This window comes from Kitasatospora sp. P5_F3 (assembly GCF_054049135.1).
On the sequence record NZ_JBFUMY010000009.1, the window covers coordinates 78168 to 94824 of the forward strand.

Here is a 16657-nt window from a genome sequence, read left to right on the forward strand (position 1 = left end):
GTTGGCCGATTGTCGGGAGAGTTGCCGGGCACGGAAAGGCCCCCTGGCGTCCTGCATGCCAGGGGGCCCAACGGTGCTCCGGGTACGATCGTTCAGTTTTGGACGATCAGACCTCGATGTCGGCGATCACCCAGGTGGCGAACTCACGCCACTGTCCGGCGGCAGCCTGATGGGCCGGGTGGCCGATGTAGGCGGCCAGCGCCTCGCGGTCCTCCACCTTGCTGTTGATCGCGTAGTCGTACGCGATGTCCCGCTCGGTGGTGTTCCAGCCGCACTCCCACTCGCGCAGCTCGGGGATCAGACCGCCGAGCTCGTCGAACGCCTTGGCGCCCGCGAGCGCCCTCGGGTCGTCCTTCGCTACGCCGTCGTTGAGCTTGAACAGGACCAGGTGCCGGATCACGCTGCCGCTCCTAGCGGGGGTGAGGGTGTACTGCTCGAACCCGCCCACGGTAGCCCGGGACGACCCCGGTCAGCTCACTAGCCCGGTCATGAACGTCCCGACCGCCTTGGCCGCGTCCGAGATCCCGACGAACCCCGACTGGACCAACTCGGCCGCCCTGGTCGGAGAACTGATGATCGTGTAGATCACGAAGATCAGCAGCATCCACATGCCGATCCTCTTCGCCTGTGCCACCCGAACCGCCCGCCTCCCGATCGCCGCACCACGTGCCCCCGCAGCTTATCCACCAGACGGCCCATCAGGTGAGGGCCCCGTTCACTCCCCGGGACGAAGGTCCCCGCAGGACGGGCCCTTCTCCGGATGCCCGCCCGCACCCCGTCCAGCAGGATGGAACACGTACCGAGGGATCTGGCAGGAATCACCGGTACGTGGACCGGAGCTCCCCGCTGTGGGACCGGGCGTCGTGGCTTCCCCCCGACACGACCCCGGTTGTGGGACTCCGCCGGGGCAACCGTCCGTCCCCCCGGGACGGTTGCCCCCTCCAACCAGAAGCAGGCTCCGCACTCCCCGGGCATTGGTGGTCAACGCCCCGAGTGCGGGGCCTTCTTCCGTATCTGAGGACACCGGTACCTTGATCGCTCATCTGCAGGCGCATACGGTCCTGGGATGACGTCCACACCGGCACTCTTCGACTACTTCCCAGAGCCGGCCTTCCAGGTTTCCTGCGCGCCGGGATTGGACGCGGTGGAGTCGTGGTTCCACGGGCGCCCGAACCTGGAGCTTCGGGTCGGGCAGGTGATGCGCCAGTCGATCGACGAGGTGCTCGACGGGCAACGGACTGGCCGCTACGACATTCGGCAGCTGGAGAAGACGGAGAAGACCTATCTCGGCACCAAGGTCGAGATCCTGCTCCGAAACGAGTTCGACCTCGTCCCCGGCTCCTCCATGGACTACTCGGTGGCAGGGCACGACGTCGATTCGAAGTTCTCGTTGAGCTCCGGCTGGATGATTCCGACCGAAGCTGTCGGTGAGATCTGTCTCGTGTCGACCGCTGACGACGTCCGGGGAACGTTTTCCGTCGGTCTGGTCAGGGCGATGGAAGCGGCTCTGACAAAGGGTGGGAACAAGGACAGCAAGAGGTCGCTCTCCAAGGAGGGTAAGACCGCGATCCGCTGGTTGGTCAAGGACGGCAGCTTGCCGGAGAACCTGCTTCTTAAGATGCCGGAGATCGACCTTGACCTTGTGGTCAAAGCAGGAGGAACCAGCGGAAGTAGCCGTCGCGGAGGGCAGCAGCGGGTCAACGAACTCTTCCGACGGGAGTGGGTGCAGGGCAGAGTGGTCGGCCGCAGCACGATCCTGACCGTTGCCCGACAGGACGACGGACCGAAGCGGGTCAGGGATGCCCGCATACACCTGCGCCCGGAGGGCATCGTGGTCCTCGGTCACCAGGGCGAGCATCCGCGGATCGCCCGGGAACTGGACCTCACGGTCCCGAGCAAGGGCCAGTGGACGGCCGTGAGACTCGTCATGAGCGAGGATCCGGGCCGGGCCGGCACCGTCATCGGTGGTACGCGCTATTCGGTCGCACTCTCGGATGAGAGCAGTGCAGCGGCCCCGATCCTGACCGGCGAGGGGTAGACGAACCGTCAGACCAGGACGGGCGTCAAGGCGGCCGCGTGGACCTCCGCCCGGGGCTCCGGTACGGCCTGCTTCTCCCAGGCCTTCAGGCTCTGCAACTGGTCATCGGTGGGGCTGGGCAGACCGAACGCCGCCGAGAGGATGTGCATGGCGAGTCGCGGTGGGACGGCATTGCCGATCTGCTGACCGATGTCACGCCCGGACCACGGGTAGTTGCCCGGGAACGTCTGCAGACGGCCCGCCTCGAACCGGTCGAAGCGTTCCTGCTCCACCCCGCCCGAGTAGATGCGGTTCCGGAAGATCTTCCCGGTGACGGTCGCAGAGGGTTCGGACGACGTCCGGCGCCCCCGGGCCTTGGGATCACCACCGGTGCCGTAATTGGAGACCACTTCGAAGGGGACTCCACGGTCCACCACCTCGGCCATGCTCCGCCAGGGCAGCAAACTCGTGTCCCCGGCGTCGCGCGGGACCCCCTTGCGGTATCCCCGATGTGTGGGGCTCGGCAGGGACACGGGGGAGTCACCGAGTCGGGCGATCAGCACGGCCCGCCGACGGGTCTGGGGGACCCCGAACGCCTCGGTGTGCAGGATCCCGTGGTCAGCCTTGTAGCCCTCGCCCTCCAGAACCTCCCGGTATGCCTTCCAGACCGGTAGGACGGCGGGGACCTGCTCGAGCACGATCACCCTGTAGGGGTCGCGCTTCTTGCTGTCGATCGCTTCCAGGATCCATCGCAGAGGCTCCAGGACGAGACCGGTCCGCTCGTCCTCCATCTTGGCAAGGTCCCGTGCGATGTCCTCGTGGCTCTCCCTGGCAACGATTCGCTTCACGAACTCCAGGACGTCATCCAAGGCCCTGCGACCGGCACCTCCACCCGCGACCGTGAAGGTCTGGCACGGAGGCCCTCCTGCCAGGACATCCGCGTCGCAGAGGCCTGCATCCGTGGAGTTGTGCGAGCGCACGTCGCCCTGGATGGTCGCCAGACCTGCGGCCCTGCGGGTTTCGCACGCACCGGCATCCCACTCGAGGCCTACCGTCTGGACGCCGAGTTTGTCCGCAGCCACGTCGATCCCGCCGGGACCTGCGAACAAGTCCACGATCTTGGTGGGGTGCACGTGATCTCCAAGGGTTACGCTTCGTGGCCAGCGCTGGCGTGCTCCCGGGGGCTCCGGCGACGGTTCACCCACGAGTCCGACAGCAGCCACACAGCGTACCTTGGGCCACCGACTCCGGCTCGACTCGTCGTAGGGCGGAGACCTTGCCCCTTCGGCCACCTGAACGGGCAGGCGCAGGAGATCAGGTGGACAGGATCAGGGTTCCGATAACAAATCCGGTTCTTGTTGCGGGTCCAGTAGCTCGTCCCAGGTGGAGCTCTCACCCATGAGCGAATGGCGCCCGCCATGACAGTGCGAGCAAAGGGTCACGAGGTTGTCCTCCGAGTTGTCACCACCTCGGTGCACGGGGAGGAGGTGGTGGATCTGCAGTGAAACGCCCTGCTCCGGCACCCGGCGACAGTCCTGGCACGTCCTCTGGTCCCGCTCCAGGATCTGGTAGCGAAGCTTGATGGCCTTGCGGACCCGTGGCGGACGCTTTTCCGAGGTGGCGAGCCGGTACGAGCCGGGCGGGAGGGACGGGTCGTCGATGTTCGAAACGATCTGCCACCCTTCCTCCTCCAACTCGCGTAGGCGGCGCGGCCACTCCTGGATTCCGGCGACATAGAACAGCTGTTCCTTGTCGGCGGCGCGAGGTGAGAGCGCCCGGAGATAGTGGAGGAGCCGGTCCTTGCCGGCTGCCGACTTCCCGTCGGCCTTCTTCAACTGCCGTGACGTCTTGGCCGTGCGCCACCCCTCGGCCAATTCCTGATCAGGTTCGGGCGAGGTGAGCCTGTAGTGGTCGTGAGGCATGTCGGTGCAGTGCACGCCCGACTCGATCGGCCAGCCGAACTCGACCCTGAGCTCCCTGACCCGCCTGGGCCACTCCGAGATACCGGCGACGCCGGCAAGGGCATCGGCGGGAACGGCTTCCCCGATGTGGTTCTTCAGATGGCGGAGGATGGCGTCACGGCCGGAGCCGAAACCCAGAGCACGGTTGGCCTGGGCCATTGCGTTCCGCAATTCGGCTGATGCAAGCCCGATCCGGGCCGCGAGCTCCAGCCAGGAGTCCTGGCCGATCGTCCCGGCTGGGATCTGATCGACGATCTCCAGGTGCTTCTCCGCTGCGGCTCTCACCTCCAAAAATGCTTCGCTCCGTCCATCGTTCCGGCTCAGGGACACAAGGTGCTCCTCGTCTACGGTGGGTTGGTGTCGTTGCTCGGGCGGCAGCGACCATCGCTGCCCGGATCCCGGCGCACTTCAGCTTCCTGGACACACGAAACGTGCACCGGTCATGACGATGATTCCGTGCAGATCGAACAGCCCAGGCGTTGGAGACGGCAAGGCTGGTGTCGATCGTGGCGCCGGGTCTGGATTTCCCTCGCCGTCCTGAGCGCGGCCTCGCGCGGATCTTCGTGCTCCCAGACCCGGATCACGCTCCAACCCGCCTCGGTGAGGAGGGCATCCGTTTCGTGGTCCCTCCGACGGTTGCCGTCGATCTTCTCTCGCCAGAACTCCGCATTGTTCCGGGGGTACGTCCCATGCTCGGGGCAGCCGTGCCAGAAACAGCCATCTACGAAGACGGCGACCTTGACCGGGCCGAAGACCACGTCGGTCTCACGGCGAAGCCCCTTCAGTAGCCGCTTGTGGACTCGGAAACGCAGACCCAGGCGATGCAGCTCCTTGCGCAGGCCGACTTCGATGCCCGTGTCGTGGCGTCGTTGGCGGCTCATTCTGGCGCTGGTGGCGGGAGTCGTCTCCAGGGGGTGCACTCCTCAATTGTGGCGCCTGTCGGTCGGAGGCCGGGGCCTGACGATCGGTCCGTCCCCGCCGACGAATCACGGATACTTGGATCGTACTGATGTTCGCTACGCTTTCGACAGCCTTCGATAAGGAGATGCCGTGCCCGCACCGTTCGCAGTTGACCTGTGCGGCTATCGCAACGGGCTTCCCAATACCAGTGACGCGAGCCAACGTCTGTCGGTTGAGATCGGGAGGGCGTTTTTCGAGCACATCGGCGTGGCGGTGGATCAAGAGGTCGGCAAAGTCGACAAGATCTGGAGCCGGTCGATGGTTGCGGACCTTTCGGCCCGGCTCGCGGGCCCTGCGCCGCAGCTGACGGTCGATGAAGAGTGCTGGCCTCATAGGTTCGAGCAGTACGCCCATCTACGGGCCCTGCAGGAGCTGGCCGGTGACGAGTCCTCCGACGTCGAACGGGCCCTGGAGGATTTGGCCCTGCACATTCGGTCGCTCGGGCACGGTCCGGGGTTGGAACGCGCCGCTGCGCTGCTCGGTACCCTCGGTGGCGCCATCGAGACGGCGGCGGCTCGCCGCAGGCCGCTGCTCGATCTGTTGGGCGACGAGTCGCTGCTGAGGCTGGACATCGCCGTACACAGACAGGGCAGGCCGGACCGGGATTCACGCGCGGCACCCCACCTGGTGGCGGGTTTCTCCCTGAAGTGGACCTTGCGCACCGATCGTCTGCAGGATCCGCGGATCCAAGGCTCCAAGATGGCATCTCTGCGTCGGGGGCGGATGCCTCACTTCGCGGCGGTCACCATGGAGCCGAGGCCCTACATGCTCGGTCGCCTCGGGGGCGGCACCGGCGACCTGGACTGTGTCTACCACCTGCACCTGCCCGGCTTGACGGCAGCGGTCGACGACGTCTATTCCGACAACCCCGCACGCCGCAAGCAGCGGGACACCTTCCGGCGAATGGTCGACCAAGGCCGGTTGCGTGACTACGACGATCTGGTGGCGTACCTGGCCACGGTGTGGTCCCCGCCCGATACGGGCCAGGTCCGGAGCTGAACGGCATCAACGCGAAGGGCCCCGATCCAGTGGATCGGGGCCCTTCGTCGAGCTGGCGGTAGCGGTGGGATTCGAACCCACGGTGAAGTTGCCCCCACACACGCTTTCGAGGCGTGCTCCTTTGGCCGCTCGGACACGCTACCGAGACGAGACTCTACCGGACGGGGTGGGCGGGGACGAAATCAGTTCACCGGTGGGAGTCGAAGAAGGCGCGGAGCTGGTCGGCGCAGGGCTCGGCCAGGACGCCGTGGACGACCTCGGGGCGGTGGTTGAGGCGCGGGTCGCGGAGGACGTCGAGCAGGGAGCCCGCCGCGCCGGCCTTGTCGTCGTAGGCGCCGTAGACGACGCGGCCGACCCGGGCGAGCACGATGGCGCCCGCGCACATGGTGCAGGGTTCGAGGGTGACGACCAGGGTGCAGCCGGCCAGTCGCCACTCGCCGAGGGCGGTGGCGGCCTGGCGGATGGCGACCACCTCGGCGTGTGCGGTGGGATCGCCGACGGCCTCGCGCTCGTTGTGGCCGCGGCCGATGACCGCCCCGTCCGGGCCCAGGACGAGCGCCCCGACCGGTACGTCACCGGTGGCGGTGGCGAGTGCGGCCTCGTCGATGGCGAGGCGCATCGCGTCCGTCCAGCGGTCGCGTACCGGGTCGGGGCGTACGGGGGCCGGGAGCGGGGCGATCTGCATGGGACCAGTGTCGGGCACCGCAGGACCGGCTACCGCACCGCCTCCAGCACCTCGCCGCAGCCGATCGCGTCGGCGATCTCGGACAGGGCGTCGCCGGGCATCGCCCCTTCGCCGCTGAGGTCGAGCAGCCCCTCGGAGGTCAGGCCGAACTCGATCAGCAGCTCCGGGTCGCCGAGCGGCCCGACCGGCACGCCGCCCGGACCGGTGGCCCCGGCGGACTCGTCCTCGTCGTCGTCCTCGGAGCTCTGGCCCGCTTCCTCGTCGTCGAGGTCGGTGACCAGGCTGTCCAGGTCGTCGAAGTCGGCGTCGCCGACCCGGTCGATCAGTTCGTCGGTGAGGATGGAGCCGTAGGAGCTGCGCGCGGCAGCGGCTCCGTCGGAGACGAAGATCCGCGGATCCTCCTCGCCGTCCACCCGGAGGACGGCGAACCAGGCGTCCTCCTGCTCGATGAAGACCAGGACGCTCTCGTCGTCCTGGGCCGCCGCCCGGGCCAGGTCGGCCAGGTCGGCAACGGTCTCGACGTTGTCCAGCTCTGTCTCGCTCACATCCCACGCGCCGTCGGTGCGAGCAAGCACTGCAGCGAAGTACGCCACCAGGGACTCTCCCAAGATTGGTCTCGGCTGTAGGCGATCTCGGGCGAACGCGGTCTGGCCGCCCCCGCGCCAGAGGCGGCCCGCTGTTCGGACCGTCCCTCCGGCATCGTGACAGAAACCCGGGCCCTGCGGGGAGTGTTCGGCAGCGCGTCTTCGCAGGTCGTGTCGGAAGAGGATGCTGGATGGCCGACGCGCCGTCAGATTCGGAAGGTTCGCATCCGGAGCGCCTCACGCATCCGGCGCTCCTTGGTGCGCCGGGGCTGCACCCTGGCCCGCAACTCCCGGGCCTCGGCCAGCTCACGGAGGAAGCGGGCGCGCCGTCGGCGGCGTTCCGCTTCGGTCTCGGGTGGGGCCTCGGGCTGCTCTGTCGAGCCGGGCCCGGCGTGCGGGGTGCTCTTCATACCGTCCGACTTTCCCAGAACTGTCCGGTAAATACCACAGGAGATGCGGAGGTATCGGGATTGCCGCCGCGCGCCGGGGAGGAGGGGTGGTGAAGGCGTGCAGGGCGTCGCAGAGCGCCTGGAGAGGGCCTGGCAGGTCGTACATGTGTGTCGTTGCCCGTTATGGTCGGAGCATGCGTCTCCATGTCGTCGACCACCCGCTGGTGGCCCACAAGCTCTCGACCCTGCGCGACGAGCGCACCGACTCACCGACCTTCCGTCGGCTGACCGACGAGCTGGTCACCCTCCTCGCGTACGAGGCCACCCGGGACGTCCGGACCGAGCGGGTGGAGATCACCACCCCGGTCGCGGTCACCACCGGCACCCGACTGAGCTACCCGCGTCCGCTGGTGGTGCCGATCCTGCGCGCCGGGCTCGGCATGCTGGACGGGATGACCCGGCTGCTGCCGACCGCCGAGGTCGGCTTCCTGGGCATGGTGCGCAACGAGGAGACCCTGGAGGCGTCCACCTACGCCACCCGGATGCCGGAGGACCTCTCGGGCCGTCAGGTGTACGTGCTGGACCCGATGCTGGCCACCGGCGGCACGCTGGTCGCGGCGATCCGGATGCTGATCGAGCGGGGCGCCACCGACGTGATGGCCGTGGTGCTGCTGGCCGCGCCGGAGGGTGTCGCGGTGATGGAGCGTGAGCTGGCCGGGCTGCCGGTCACCGTGGTCACCGCCGCCGTGGACGAGCGGCTGAACGAGAACGGCTACATCGTGCCGGGCCTCGGCGACGCGGGCGACCGCCTCTACGGCACGGCCGGCTGAGCGAGCGGACAGCAAGAAGGGCCCCMCCYCCGCGGGGGGGGGGGCCGCCGCGGCCGGTTCGAGCAGCGTGGTGAAGGCGTCGCCGACCACCACGTCGACCGAGGGGTCGACCCGGGTGTCGGCGGTCTTGGTGGCGCCGGTGACCTGGGCGGCGAGCAGGGTGGCGCCGCCGAGGCCGGCCGGGCCGCTGATCACCTGGACGGTGGTGGTGGGCAGCTTCTCGACGTTGGCGGGCGCGTTGCCGACCTTGCCGATGGTGAAGCCGCGTTTCTTGAACTCCTCGGCGGTCCGCGCGGCCAGGCCGGACTTGGCCGTGGCGTTGTAGATGTTCACCGTGACGGCGGCCGGCTGCGGTACGGCGGTGCTGCTCGGCGGCGCCGACGGCGCACCGGGTGCGGCGTCCGGCGCGGCCAGCGGTTTGCCGGAGACGGTCGCGGCGGGGGAGGCGCAGGCCTGGGCGGTACCGCTCCGGTTCTTGCCGGAGAAGATGTCCACCAACTGCACTCCGCCGAGGCCGATCAGGGCGAGGGCGAGCAGCGAGCCGATCAGGGCGAGGACCTTGCGGCTCCTGCGGGGCGGGCGTCCAAGGCGGGGGTAGGAGTTACCGGTGATCCGGTACTGCTTCCCCTTCAGTCCCTGGGGAGTCAACATGCTCACGGGTCGGTCTCCCCCTCGTGCCAGGGCAAGGCTCGGTGACGGGTGCGGCCGGGAGGGCGGAACGCCGGATACTTTTCGGCCGTACTCAGCAGATTAGTGCCACTCCGGGTGCGAAGGTACTAAATGATCATCATCTGGAGTACCTGCGCACTCGAAAGGATGTACCGGCACCCGAACGGCTGCACGGAAGGGTGATGACAGGTCAGGAGGTGGGTGGGGCCGGTGGGTAGTCCATCTCCAGCACCCGGGCGTGCAGCACCTGGCGCTGTTGGAGCGCGGCACGCACCGCGCGGTGCAGGCCGTCCTCCAGGTAGAGATCGCCGTGCCACTTCACCACGTGGGCGAAGAGGTCCCCGTAGAAGGTGGAGTCCTCGGCCAACAAGGTCTCCAGGTCCAACTGCCCCTTGGTGGTCACCAGCTGGTCCAGCCGCACCGGGCGCGGCGCTACGTCCGCCCACTGGCGGGTGCTGGTCCGGCCGTGATCCGGGTACGGCCGTCCGTTGCCGATGCGCTTGAAGATCACACGGAAAGCCTACCGTCACGCCGCCCCGAGGCACAGCAAGCGCGGCGTGGCCTGCGTTCGGAGATTCGTAGGGATTACATAGGAAGTGTCCCTGTTTGTGGGGTACCAGTTCTGACGATCCCTCCGACCCGAGCGGGAGTCCGCCCAGATGACCACCCAGGAAATGCCCATCGCCGTCCGGGACATCGCGGCCGGGTACGCCTTCACCGGCCCCGCGCTGGAGCTCGGCGCGGTACTGCTGGACGGCGCCGCGTACCCCGGCGCGCAGGTCCGGATTCCGCTCGGTGTGCTCAACCGGCACGGGCTGGTGGCCGGGGCGACCGGCACCGGGAAGACCAAGACCCTGCAGTTGATGGCCGAACAGCTCTCGGCCCAGGGCGTGCCGGTCTTCCTGGCCGACATCAAGGGCGACGTCTCCGGCATCTCCGCCCCGGGCACCGCCAACGACAAGGTGCGGGCCCGGGCCGGGGAGGTCGGGCAGCAGTGGCAGGGCCAGGGCTTCCCGACCGAGTTCTACGCGCTCGGCGGTCTCGGCGACGGCATCCCGCTGCGGGCCACCGTGACCAGTTTCGGCCCGCTGCTGCTGGCCAAGGTGCTGGAGCTGAACGAGACTCAGGAGGCCTCGCTCGGCCTGATCTTCCACTTCGCCGACAAGAACGGCCTGGAGCTGTACGACCTCAAGGACCTCTCGGCGGTGATCTCCTTCCTCACCTCGCCGGAGGGGAAGGAGCAGCTCAAGGGCGTCGGCGGGCTGTCGTCGGCGACCGCCGGGGTGATCCTGCGTTCGCTGACGGTGCTGGAGAACGAGGGGGCCGGGGCGTTCTTCGGCGAACCGGAGTTCGACACGGCGGAACTGCTGCGGACCGCGCCGGACGGCCGTGGGGTGGTCTCGGTGCTGGAACTGCCTGCGGTGCAGGACCGGCCCCGGCTGTTCTCCACCTTCCTGATGTGGCTGCTGGCCGATCTCTACCAGGAGCTGCCCGAGGTCGGGGACCTGGACCGGCCGAAGCTGGTGTTCTTCTTCGACGAGGCGCACCTGCTCTTCAAGGGCGCCTCGAAGGGCTTCCTGGAGGCGATCACCCAGACCGTCCGGCTGATCCGCAGCAAGGCGGTCGGGATCTTCTTCGTCACCCAGACCCCGAAGGACGTCCCGGCGGACGTGCTGGCGCAGCTCGGCAACCGGGTGCAGCACGCGCTGCGGGCCTTCACCCCGGACGACGCCAAGGCGCTGAAGGCGACCGTCTCCACCTTCCCGAAGTCCACCTACGACCTGACCGAGGTGCTCACCCAGCTGGGGACGGGGGAGGCGGTGGTGACTGTGCTGTCGGAGAAGGGGGCGCCGACGCCGGTCGCCGCGACCCGGCTGCGGGCGCCGCAGTCGCTGATGGGGCCGGTGGGGGAGGCGGCGCTGCGGGCGGCGGTGGACGGATCGGCGCTGACGGCGCGTTACCGGGACGCGGTCGACCGGGAGTCGGCGTACGAGAAGCTTGCGGCGCGGCCTGAGCCTGCGGTCGCAGAGCCGGAGCCTGTCCCCGCGCCGAAGCCCGCCGAGGAGGGTGGTGGGCTGCTCGGGTCGTTGCTGAGCAACCCGATGCTCAAGTCGTTTGCGCGCTCGGCCGGGACCCAGCTGGGCCGGGAGATCTCGCGGAACCTGTTCGGGACGTCTCGGCGGCGACGGTAGGCGTCAGGCCAGGGCCCGGCCGATCCGGTCCATGGAGGAGAGGCGCATCAGGCCGTAGTTGTAGAACTCGACCTCGGGGACGCCCAGGTCGCGCAGGACGGCGATCTTGGCGGCGAGGTTCTCCGGGCTGTCGCAGTCGGAGGCCATCGGGCGCAGGATGACCGCCATCTCCTCGGGGCGTACGCCGTGCAGAGCAAACGCGGCGAGCTTCTCCCGGACGGCCTCGGGAGTGGTGGCGTAGCCGAGGGTCTCGATCTGGTGGGCGGCCTTGGTGAGGGCGGGCAGGTCGATGCCGGAGAGCCAGCCGGTGCCGGGGCCGCCGCCGTCCATGAAGGTGAGCCGCATGCCGCCGGCGCTCGCGGCCTCGGCGACCTCCGCCGCCAGTGAGGTGACGGTGCGGGCGGAGGCGTCGATGTAGGCGGCCACCGCGCCGTCGGCGAGTTCGTCCAGGGCGACGGGCTCGGCGGCCCGGCGTTCGTCGGCCAGCCGGGCGCGCAGCTCGTCCCGGACCACGGTGCGCACCCGCTCGGCGTCGGGGCCCGCGTTGGCCCGGCAGTGGGGGCAGAAGCAGACCCCGAGCAGGGCCTCGGCGACCGGCCCGAGCTCCTCGAAGTAGCGCTCGTGGTGGTAGCCGTGCCGGAGGCCGTGGAAGTGCAGCGACTCGGCCCGGATCGCGTCCACCCCGTACCGGGCGAACTCGCCGACCAGGGTGGTGGCGTACTCGCGGACCTCCGGGTTGGCCGGGCAGAGCTCGGTCAGGTGGCGGTCGCCGAAGGCGTTCTCGGGGGAGACGTCGGGGTGCCGGAAGCCGAGCCGGTCGTTGTGGCAGAAGACCGTCCAGGCGTGCAGCTTGAGCCCGCGCCGCTGTGCCTCCTCGGCCGCCTCGGCGAACGGGTCGCGGTCGCCGATCGCGGTGGACGGCAGCGGGGTCAACCGCCGGCCGGCCCAGCGGGCCGGGTCGGGGCGGAAGTAGGCGGCCCCGGGCTCCAGGTAGCGGATCACCCGGCGGGGGTTGTGCGGGAAGACGTCACGCGCCTCGTGGTAGACGGACGCGAGGGTGACGCCGCCGACGCCGGCCCGGTCGGTCAGGTTGCCGAAGAAGGTGTCGGCGCCCTCGTCGATCAGGTCGGTGGCGAAGGCGAGGACGGACGACTCCACGGGGCGGCTCCGGGGCAGGTGGTGCGGGGGAGCCCACGCTAACCGGGGATGCCCGTATTGGTCTATACCTGATTGGGTGGACTGCTCGGACTGCTCGGACGGCTCACAGGCCGAGGTCGTCCAGCTCCTTGAGCAGCTGCGCCCGCTCGCTCGGCGGGGCCTCGGCCTGACCGGGCACGGGGGCGGGGGCGGTGGCCGGGCCGGAGCCCTGCCGGGTGCGGAAGATCCAGGCGCCCGCCAGCCCGCCGACCAGCCCGCCGAGGTGGCCCTGCCAGCTCACACCGGGTGTGCCGGGCACCGCCGTGGTGAGGATGTAGGCGAAGGACGCGCCCATCACCACGCCGATCAGACTGTCGATCAGATTCCGGTCGATCAGGCCGCGCAGCACCACGTAGCCGAAGTACCCGTAGATCACGCCGCTGGCCCCGACCGTCACCGACCGGTCGTCCGAGAACAGCCAGACCGCCGCCCCGCTGGTCAGCACCAGCAGTGCGGTCAGACCGAGGAAGCGCTTGATGCCCCGGTACGCCGCCAGGAAGCCGAACACGAAGAGCGGCCCCGAATTGCCTTCCAGGTGCTGCCAGTTGACATGAAGGAACGGCGCGGTCACCAGGTCGGCGAGCTGGTCGGGGCGGCGGGCCAGGATGCCGCCCTCGACGGTGAGCCGGTAGTCGGTCAGCCAGTTGGCCAGCTGCACCGCCCAGACCAGACAGAGCACGCCGAACATCACGAAGAAGGCGCGCCGGGCGTCGGCCACCATCCGGGCGGGGTCGGGAATGCTGCTGGGCGTGTTGTCGGCTGCCATGACCGCGACTCTACGGGGCGCTCCTAGACTGCGGGAGACTCCTGCCAACCACGAGTGAGGATGCCTCCGCGATGAGCCAGCGCGCGCCGCTCCCGTACGAATTCCTGCCGCCCGTACCGTCGTTCGAGCTCACCAGTGCCGACCTGACCGAAGGCGGGCGGACACCGGACGCCCACGTGCACAGCGGCGGCAACGAGTCCCCGCAGCTGTCCTGGTCCGGATTCCCGGCCGGGACCAGGGGCTTCGCGGTCACCTGCTTCGACCCCGACGCGCCCACCGCCAGCGGCTGGTGGCACTGGCTCGCGGTCAACCTCCCCGCCGACACCACCGAACTGCCGCGCGGCGCGGGCGCGTCCGACGCGAGTCTGCCGGGCGCGGCCTTCCACGTCCGCAACGACACCTCCGGCCACCGCTACGACGGCGCCGCCCCGCCGCCGGGGCCGGCCCACCGGTACGTCTTCGCGGTGCACGCCCTCGACGTCCCGGCGCTGGACCTCGGCCCGGACACCCCGGCCGCCGTGGTCGGGTTCAACCTGACCTTCCACACGCTCGGCCGGGCGCTGCTCACGGTGGAGCACGCCAGGCCCTGACCCGCGTTCTGCGGCGGACCTGATGGATCCGGGGCGATCCTCGGCGCCCCTCCCCGGCCGTCCGTACGGGGACGAAAGTCCTGGTGACGGCCGGTCCGCAGGTGCCACGGGGGCGGGTGGGGGAGGCCGGACGGGTGCCGCCGGGCCAGTAAACTGGCGGCATCCACCGCGCAGCCACAGGGAGAACCGAGCCGCCATGTCACTGACCGGGAAGCACATTCTCTCCAGCGATCTCTTCGACCGTGACGAGTTGGAACGGCTCTTCGAGCTGGCCGACCTGCTGGTGCCGGTGGCCCGGGGGCAGCAGGTCACCCGGGTGCTCGAAGGCGCCGTGATGGCCAGCCTGTTCTTCGAGGCCAGCACCCGGACCAGGCTCAGCTGCGAGACCGCCTTCCTCCGCCTCGGCGGCGGCGTCACCTCCACCACCGGCACGGAGGTCACCTCGATCGCCAAGGGCGAGTCGCTGGCCGACACCAGCCGGGTGGTCAGCGGCTACTGCGACCTGGTGGTGATGCGGCACCCCGAGGTCAGCTCGATCCACGAGTTCGCCGCCGCCACCAACGTGCCGGTGATCAACGCGGGCAACGGCGCGGGTGAGCACCCCACCCAGGCGCTGCTCGACATGTTCGCCATCCACCGCGAGTTCGGCCGCCTCGGCAAGACCGTGGACGGCAGCCGGATCGCCCTGGTCGGCGACCTGCGGCACGGCCGTACCGTGCACTCGCTGGTCAAGCTGCTCTCTCGGTACGACAACCTGACCATCGTCTGCGTCGCTCCGGACGAGCTGAACATGCCCGCCCACCTGCTGGAGCTGGCCGCCGAGCGGGGCCACACGGTGGAGGAGAGCGACCAGCCGAGCCTGGGGCTCAAGGACGCGGACGTCGTCTACACCACCCGCCTGCAGACCGAGCGCTTCAAGGACCGGCCGCTGCCCTACAGCGACGACTTCCGGGTGGACGCCGCGCTGGCCGACCGGGTGTTCCGGGCGGACGCGGTGATCATGCACCCGCTGCCCCGCGACGGCCGCCCCGGCTCCAACGACCTCAGCCCCGACCTCAACCGCGACCCCCGGCTGGCCATCTTCCGGCAGACCGACGCGGGCATCCCGACCCGGATGGCGCTGTTCGCCTCGGTGCTCGGGGTGGCCGACGAGATCCGCGACTCGCTCCGCCCGGCCCGCTGGTACCGGCCCGAGTACGTCGGGCCGGACGACGCGCCGTTCTACAAGTAGTCGTCAGCCGGCCAGCCGTCAGCCGCCGTCGAGCGCCGGCCGGTCCTCGGGATCGGTCGGCTCCGTCGCCTCCATCAGCCGCTCGGCGAGGTCGTCGACCCAGCCCTGCGCCCAGCCGCGCAGGGCTGACACCTGCTCAGGGGCCAGGCCCAGCGCGGTGAAACTCGCGTCGTCGATCCAGTCCGCGCCGCTCAGCCGGGACTGCAGCTCCGTCAGGTCCAGCCCGTCCGGGCCGGTGTGGTGCCGGCCGAGAGTCTCCAGCTCCGGGTAGGACCAGCGGTCCGAGAGGGCGTGCAGATCCACCAGGTCCCGGGGCAGCCCCCGGTCCGCCAGCGCCCGGACCTCCGTCCCGGCCAGGTCCTCCAGCGCCAGCACCGGACCGTCCGGCCCCTGCACCGGCCGCTGCCAGAAGGTCTCCTTCCGGAGCTCCACCCCGTACACCTCGGCCGTCCCCGGATCGGTCGCCGCCAGCGCCGACACCAGCGGGTCACCCACCAGCACCTGGACCGACCAGCCGCGCCGCGCCAGCCCGTCGGCCACCGTCCGGGTCAGCTCCGCCAACGGCACCGGGCTCTCGGTGGCCAGCTCCACCGTGCGCACCGGCCGCTCCACCAGGCCGTGCGCCCGAGCGGCACAGTCCCCGCCGAGCACCAGCGGGTACGGCCGGCCCACCACGAGCAGATCGGCGAGCAGACGGTGGCCGGTGTCGGTCAGAGGTGACATATCGTCAGTATTACGTACGTACCATGAAGGTACGGAGTCGCCATGAACCGTCAACAGGTGGAATCCAGCTGCCTACGCTCCGTCGGCCATCAGGGCACGACGCTCGAGCTCGAGTTCCACAGCGGCTCGGTCTACCGCTATCCGGGCGTGCCGCCGGAGGTCCACCGCTCCTTGCTGACCGCCCCGAGTCTCGGCCGCTACTTCCACCAGCACATCCGCGACCACTACCCGTACGAGCGGCTCACTTGAGCTTCGCGGCCTTTTCGGCCTTCTCCACCTTGGCCGCCTGCTTCATCTCCTGCTTGTGCGCCCGCACCTTCACCAGTGACTCGGGCCCGGTGATGTCCGCCACCGACCGGAAGCCGCCCTGCTCCCCGTACGCCCCGGCGGCCTCCCGCCAGCCCTTCGGCTGCACCCCGTACTGCTTGCCCAGCAGCGCCAGGAAGATCTGCGACTTCTGCTTCCCGAACCCCGGCAGTGCCTCCAGCCGCTTCAACAGCTCCGCCCCGGTCGCCGCACCCTCCCAGACCTTCGCCGCGTCCCCGTCGTACCCCGCCACCAGGAACTGGCACAGCTGCTGCACCCGCTTCGCCATCGAACCGGGGTAGCGGTGCACGGCCGGCTTCTCGGACACCAGCGCGGCGAACTCCTCGGGGTCGTACGCGGCGATCCGGTGGGCGTCGAGGTCGTCGCCGCCGATCCGGTCCAGGATCGTCCTCGGCCCGGTGAACGCCCACTCCATCGGGATCTGCTGGTCGAGCAGCATCCCGACCAGCGCCGCCAACGGGCTGCGCCCGAGCAGCTCGTCGGCCTCGTCCTGCTGTGCCAGGTGGATTTCGGTAGCCATGCGATGCAGCCTAGGGG

General features: G+C 69.7%; 20 protein-coding genes, 1 tRNA gene and 1 pseudogene. 7 read left to right on the plus strand and 15 right to left on the minus strand.

Annotated elements, in window-relative coordinates:
* Positions 1 to 106: 106 nt before the first annotated feature.
* Together ACXJMZ_RS07400 and ACXJMZ_RS07405 are read right to left on the minus strand one after the other, a co-directional pair.
* On the minus strand, positions 107 to 400 hold the full coding sequence (locus tag ACXJMZ_RS07400; protein ID WP_457029148.1) for a Dabb family protein: 294 nt from the start codon (positions 398 to 400) through the stop codon (positions 107 to 109).
* A gap of 69 nt (positions 401 to 469) precedes the next feature.
* A complete protein-coding gene (locus tag ACXJMZ_RS07405) occupies positions 470 to 610 on the minus strand; it encodes a hypothetical protein (RefSeq protein ID WP_162257901.1) in 141 nt (46 codons plus the stop codon).
* Between the two features lie 456 nt (positions 611 to 1066).
* Between ACXJMZ_RS07405 and ACXJMZ_RS07410 the strand changes: the two genes are divergently transcribed.
* Positions 1067 to 2038 carry a NaeI family type II restriction endonuclease gene (locus tag ACXJMZ_RS07410; RefSeq protein ID WP_457029149.1) on the plus strand — a complete coding sequence of 324 codons (972 nt, stop codon included), beginning with the start codon at positions 1067 to 1069 and terminating at the stop codon, positions 2036 to 2038.
* An 8-nt stretch (positions 2039 to 2046) separates the two neighbouring features.
* Here the strand turns inward: ACXJMZ_RS07410 and ACXJMZ_RS07415 are convergent, their stop codons facing one another.
* The 3 genes from ACXJMZ_RS07415 to ACXJMZ_RS07425 form a co-directional block, all read right to left on the minus strand.
* On the minus strand, positions 2047 to 3150 hold the full coding sequence (locus tag ACXJMZ_RS07415; RefSeq protein ID WP_457029150.1) for a DNA cytosine methyltransferase: 1104 nt from the start codon (positions 3148 to 3150) through the stop codon (positions 2047 to 2049).
* Between the two features lie 195 nt (positions 3151 to 3345).
* Positions 3346 to 4308 carry an HNH endonuclease gene (locus ACXJMZ_RS07420; protein ID WP_457029151.1) on the minus strand — a complete coding sequence of 321 codons (963 nt, stop codon included), beginning with the start codon at positions 4306 to 4308 and terminating at the stop codon, positions 3346 to 3348.
* Between the two features lie 110 nt (positions 4309 to 4418).
* Entirely contained in the window at positions 4419 to 4898 is a 480-nt protein-coding gene (locus tag ACXJMZ_RS07425) for a very short patch repair endonuclease (RefSeq protein WP_457029152.1), read from the minus strand.
* 130 nt (positions 4899 to 5028) lie between these two features.
* Here ACXJMZ_RS07425 and ACXJMZ_RS07430 point away from each other — a divergent pair, with 130 nt between their 5' ends.
* Complete coding sequence (locus ACXJMZ_RS07430) at positions 5029 to 5937, plus strand: NgoMIV family type II restriction endonuclease (RefSeq protein ID WP_457029153.1); 909 nt, start codon at positions 5029 to 5031, stop codon at positions 5935 to 5937.
* Positions 5938 to 5990: 53 nt separating this feature from the next.
* On the opposite strand, the gene ACXJMZ_RS07435 is transcribed toward ACXJMZ_RS07430, so the two are convergent.
* The 4 genes from ACXJMZ_RS07435 to ACXJMZ_RS07450 all read right to left on the minus strand — a co-directional run bounded on the left by ACXJMZ_RS07435 (position 5991) and on the right by ACXJMZ_RS07450 (position 7616).
* A tRNA-Ser gene (locus tag ACXJMZ_RS07435) sits at positions 5991 to 6080 on the minus strand.
* A 44-nt stretch (positions 6081 to 6124) separates the two neighbouring features.
* A complete protein-coding gene (gene tadA, locus ACXJMZ_RS07440) occupies positions 6125 to 6622 on the minus strand; it encodes a tRNA adenosine(34) deaminase TadA (RefSeq protein WP_457029154.1) in 498 nt (165 codons plus the stop codon).
* A 29-nt stretch (positions 6623 to 6651) separates the two neighbouring features.
* A complete protein-coding gene (locus tag ACXJMZ_RS07445) occupies positions 6652 to 7167 on the minus strand; it encodes a tRNA adenosine deaminase-associated protein (protein WP_457029155.1) in 516 nt (171 codons plus the stop codon).
* A gap of 245 nt (positions 7168 to 7412) precedes the next feature.
* Entirely contained in the window at positions 7413 to 7616 is a 204-nt protein-coding gene (locus tag ACXJMZ_RS07450) for a hypothetical protein (protein WP_057234184.1), read from the minus strand.
* A 173-nt stretch (positions 7617 to 7789) separates the two neighbouring features.
* Between ACXJMZ_RS07450 and upp the strand changes: the two genes are divergently transcribed.
* Positions 7790 to 8425 carry a uracil phosphoribosyltransferase gene (gene upp / locus ACXJMZ_RS07455; RefSeq protein ID WP_457029156.1) on the plus strand — a complete coding sequence of 212 codons (636 nt, stop codon included), beginning with the start codon at positions 7790 to 7792 and terminating at the stop codon, positions 8423 to 8425.
* Positions 8426 to 8557: 132 nt separating this feature from the next.
* Here upp and ACXJMZ_RS07460 read toward each other — a convergent pair.
* A pseudogene (locus tag ACXJMZ_RS07460) lies at positions 8558 to 9076 on the minus strand (LytR C-terminal domain-containing protein); the annotation flags it as partial.
* Positions 9077 to 9284: 208 nt separating this feature from the next.
* Positions 9285 to 9605: a type II toxin-antitoxin system VapB family antitoxin gene (locus ACXJMZ_RS07465; RefSeq protein WP_057234178.1), complete on the minus strand. Its 321-nt coding sequence runs from the start codon at positions 9603 to 9605 to the stop codon at positions 9285 to 9287.
* A gap of 148 nt (positions 9606 to 9753) precedes the next feature.
* Here ACXJMZ_RS07465 and ACXJMZ_RS07470 point away from each other — a divergent pair, with 148 nt between their 5' ends.
* The gene (locus tag ACXJMZ_RS07470) at positions 9754 to 11286 is read left to right on the plus strand and encodes a helicase HerA-like domain-containing protein (RefSeq protein WP_457029157.1); all 1533 of its coding nucleotides are present in this window, start codon (positions 9754 to 9756) and stop codon (positions 11284 to 11286) included.
* 3 nt (positions 11287 to 11289) lie between these two features.
* Here the strand turns inward: ACXJMZ_RS07470 and ACXJMZ_RS07475 are convergent, their stop codons facing one another.
* Both ACXJMZ_RS07475 and ACXJMZ_RS07480 read right to left on the minus strand, forming a co-directional pair.
* The gene (locus ACXJMZ_RS07475) at positions 11290 to 12444 is read right to left on the minus strand and encodes a hypothetical protein (RefSeq protein WP_457029158.1); all 1155 of its coding nucleotides are present in this window, start codon (positions 12442 to 12444) and stop codon (positions 11290 to 11292) included.
* 103 nt (positions 12445 to 12547) lie between these two features.
* A complete protein-coding gene (locus ACXJMZ_RS07480) occupies positions 12548 to 13249 on the minus strand; it encodes a rhomboid family intramembrane serine protease (RefSeq protein ID WP_457029159.1) in 702 nt (233 codons plus the stop codon).
* Positions 13250 to 13320: 71 nt separating this feature from the next.
* Here ACXJMZ_RS07480 and ACXJMZ_RS07485 point away from each other — a divergent pair, with 71 nt between their 5' ends.
* Both ACXJMZ_RS07485 and pyrB read left to right on the plus strand, forming a co-directional pair.
* A complete protein-coding gene (locus ACXJMZ_RS07485; RefSeq protein ID WP_457029160.1) occupies positions 13321 to 13839 on the plus strand; it encodes a YbhB/YbcL family Raf kinase inhibitor-like protein in 519 nt (172 codons plus the stop codon).
* Positions 13840 to 14035: 196 nt separating this feature from the next.
* Positions 14036 to 15070: an aspartate carbamoyltransferase gene (pyrB, locus tag ACXJMZ_RS07490; RefSeq protein ID WP_457029161.1), complete on the plus strand. Its 1035-nt coding sequence runs from the start codon at positions 14036 to 14038 to the stop codon at positions 15068 to 15070.
* An 18-nt stretch (positions 15071 to 15088) separates the two neighbouring features.
* Here pyrB and ACXJMZ_RS07495 read toward each other — a convergent pair whose 3' ends face one another.
* Positions 15089 to 15793, minus strand: a complete 705-nt coding sequence (locus ACXJMZ_RS07495; RefSeq protein WP_457029162.1) for a hypothetical protein — start codon at positions 15791 to 15793, stop codon at positions 15089 to 15091.
* Positions 15794 to 15835: 42 nt separating this feature from the next.
* On the opposite strand from ACXJMZ_RS07495, the gene ACXJMZ_RS07500 reads away from it, so the two are divergent.
* Complete coding sequence (locus ACXJMZ_RS07500; protein ID WP_457029163.1) at positions 15836 to 16042, plus strand: KTSC domain-containing protein; 207 nt, start codon at positions 15836 to 15838, stop codon at positions 16040 to 16042.
* Here the strand turns inward: ACXJMZ_RS07500 and ACXJMZ_RS07505 are convergent.
* A complete protein-coding gene (locus ACXJMZ_RS07505; protein WP_457029164.1) occupies positions 16035 to 16640 on the minus strand; it encodes an HhH-GPD-type base excision DNA repair protein in 606 nt (201 codons plus the stop codon). The two genes, ACXJMZ_RS07500 and ACXJMZ_RS07505, sit on opposite strands and share 8 nt — an antisense overlap.
* Positions 16641 to 16657: the final 17 nt, after the last annotated feature.

What these genes read in the sequence shown, in the direction of transcription:
- ACXJMZ_RS07405 (WP_162257901.1), bottom strand. Translation starts at nt 610, where the DNA reads ATGTGGATGCTGCTGATCTTCGTGATCTACACGATCATCAGTTCTCCG.
- ACXJMZ_RS07410 (WP_457029149.1), top strand. Translation starts at nt 1,067, where the DNA reads ATGACGTCCACACCGGCACTCTTCGACTACTTCCCAGAGCCGGCCTTC.
- tadA (WP_457029154.1), bottom strand. Translation starts at nt 6,622, where the DNA reads ATGCAGATCGCCCCGCTCCCGGCCCCCGTACGCCCCGACCCGGTACGC.
- ACXJMZ_RS07450 (WP_057234184.1), bottom strand. Translation starts at nt 7,616, where the DNA reads ATGAAGAGCACCCCGCACGCCGGGCCCGGCTCGACAGAGCAGCCCGAG.
- upp (WP_457029156.1), top strand. Translation starts at nt 7,790, where the DNA reads ATGCGTCTCCATGTCGTCGACCACCCGCTGGTGGCCCACAAGCTCTCG.
- ACXJMZ_RS07470 (WP_457029157.1), top strand. Translation starts at nt 9,754, where the DNA reads ATGACCACCCAGGAAATGCCCATCGCCGTCCGGGACATCGCGGCCGGG.
- ACXJMZ_RS07480 (WP_457029159.1), bottom strand. Translation starts at nt 13,249, where the DNA reads ATGGCAGCCGACAACACGCCCAGCAGCATTCCCGACCCCGCCCGGATG.
- ACXJMZ_RS07485 (WP_457029160.1), top strand. Translation starts at nt 13,321, where the DNA reads ATGAGCCAGCGCGCGCCGCTCCCGTACGAATTCCTGCCGCCCGTACCG.
- pyrB (WP_457029161.1), top strand. Translation starts at nt 14,036, where the DNA reads ATGTCACTGACCGGGAAGCACATTCTCTCCAGCGATCTCTTCGACCGT.
- ACXJMZ_RS07495 (WP_457029162.1), bottom strand. Translation starts at nt 15,793, where the DNA reads ATGTCACCTCTGACCGACACCGGCCACCGTCTGCTCGCCGATCTGCTC.
- ACXJMZ_RS07500 (WP_457029163.1), top strand. Translation starts at nt 15,836, where the DNA reads ATGAACCGTCAACAGGTGGAATCCAGCTGCCTACGCTCCGTCGGCCAT.
- ACXJMZ_RS07505 (WP_457029164.1), bottom strand. Translation starts at nt 16,640, where the DNA reads ATGGCTACCGAAATCCACCTGGCACAGCAGGACGAGGCCGACGAGCTG.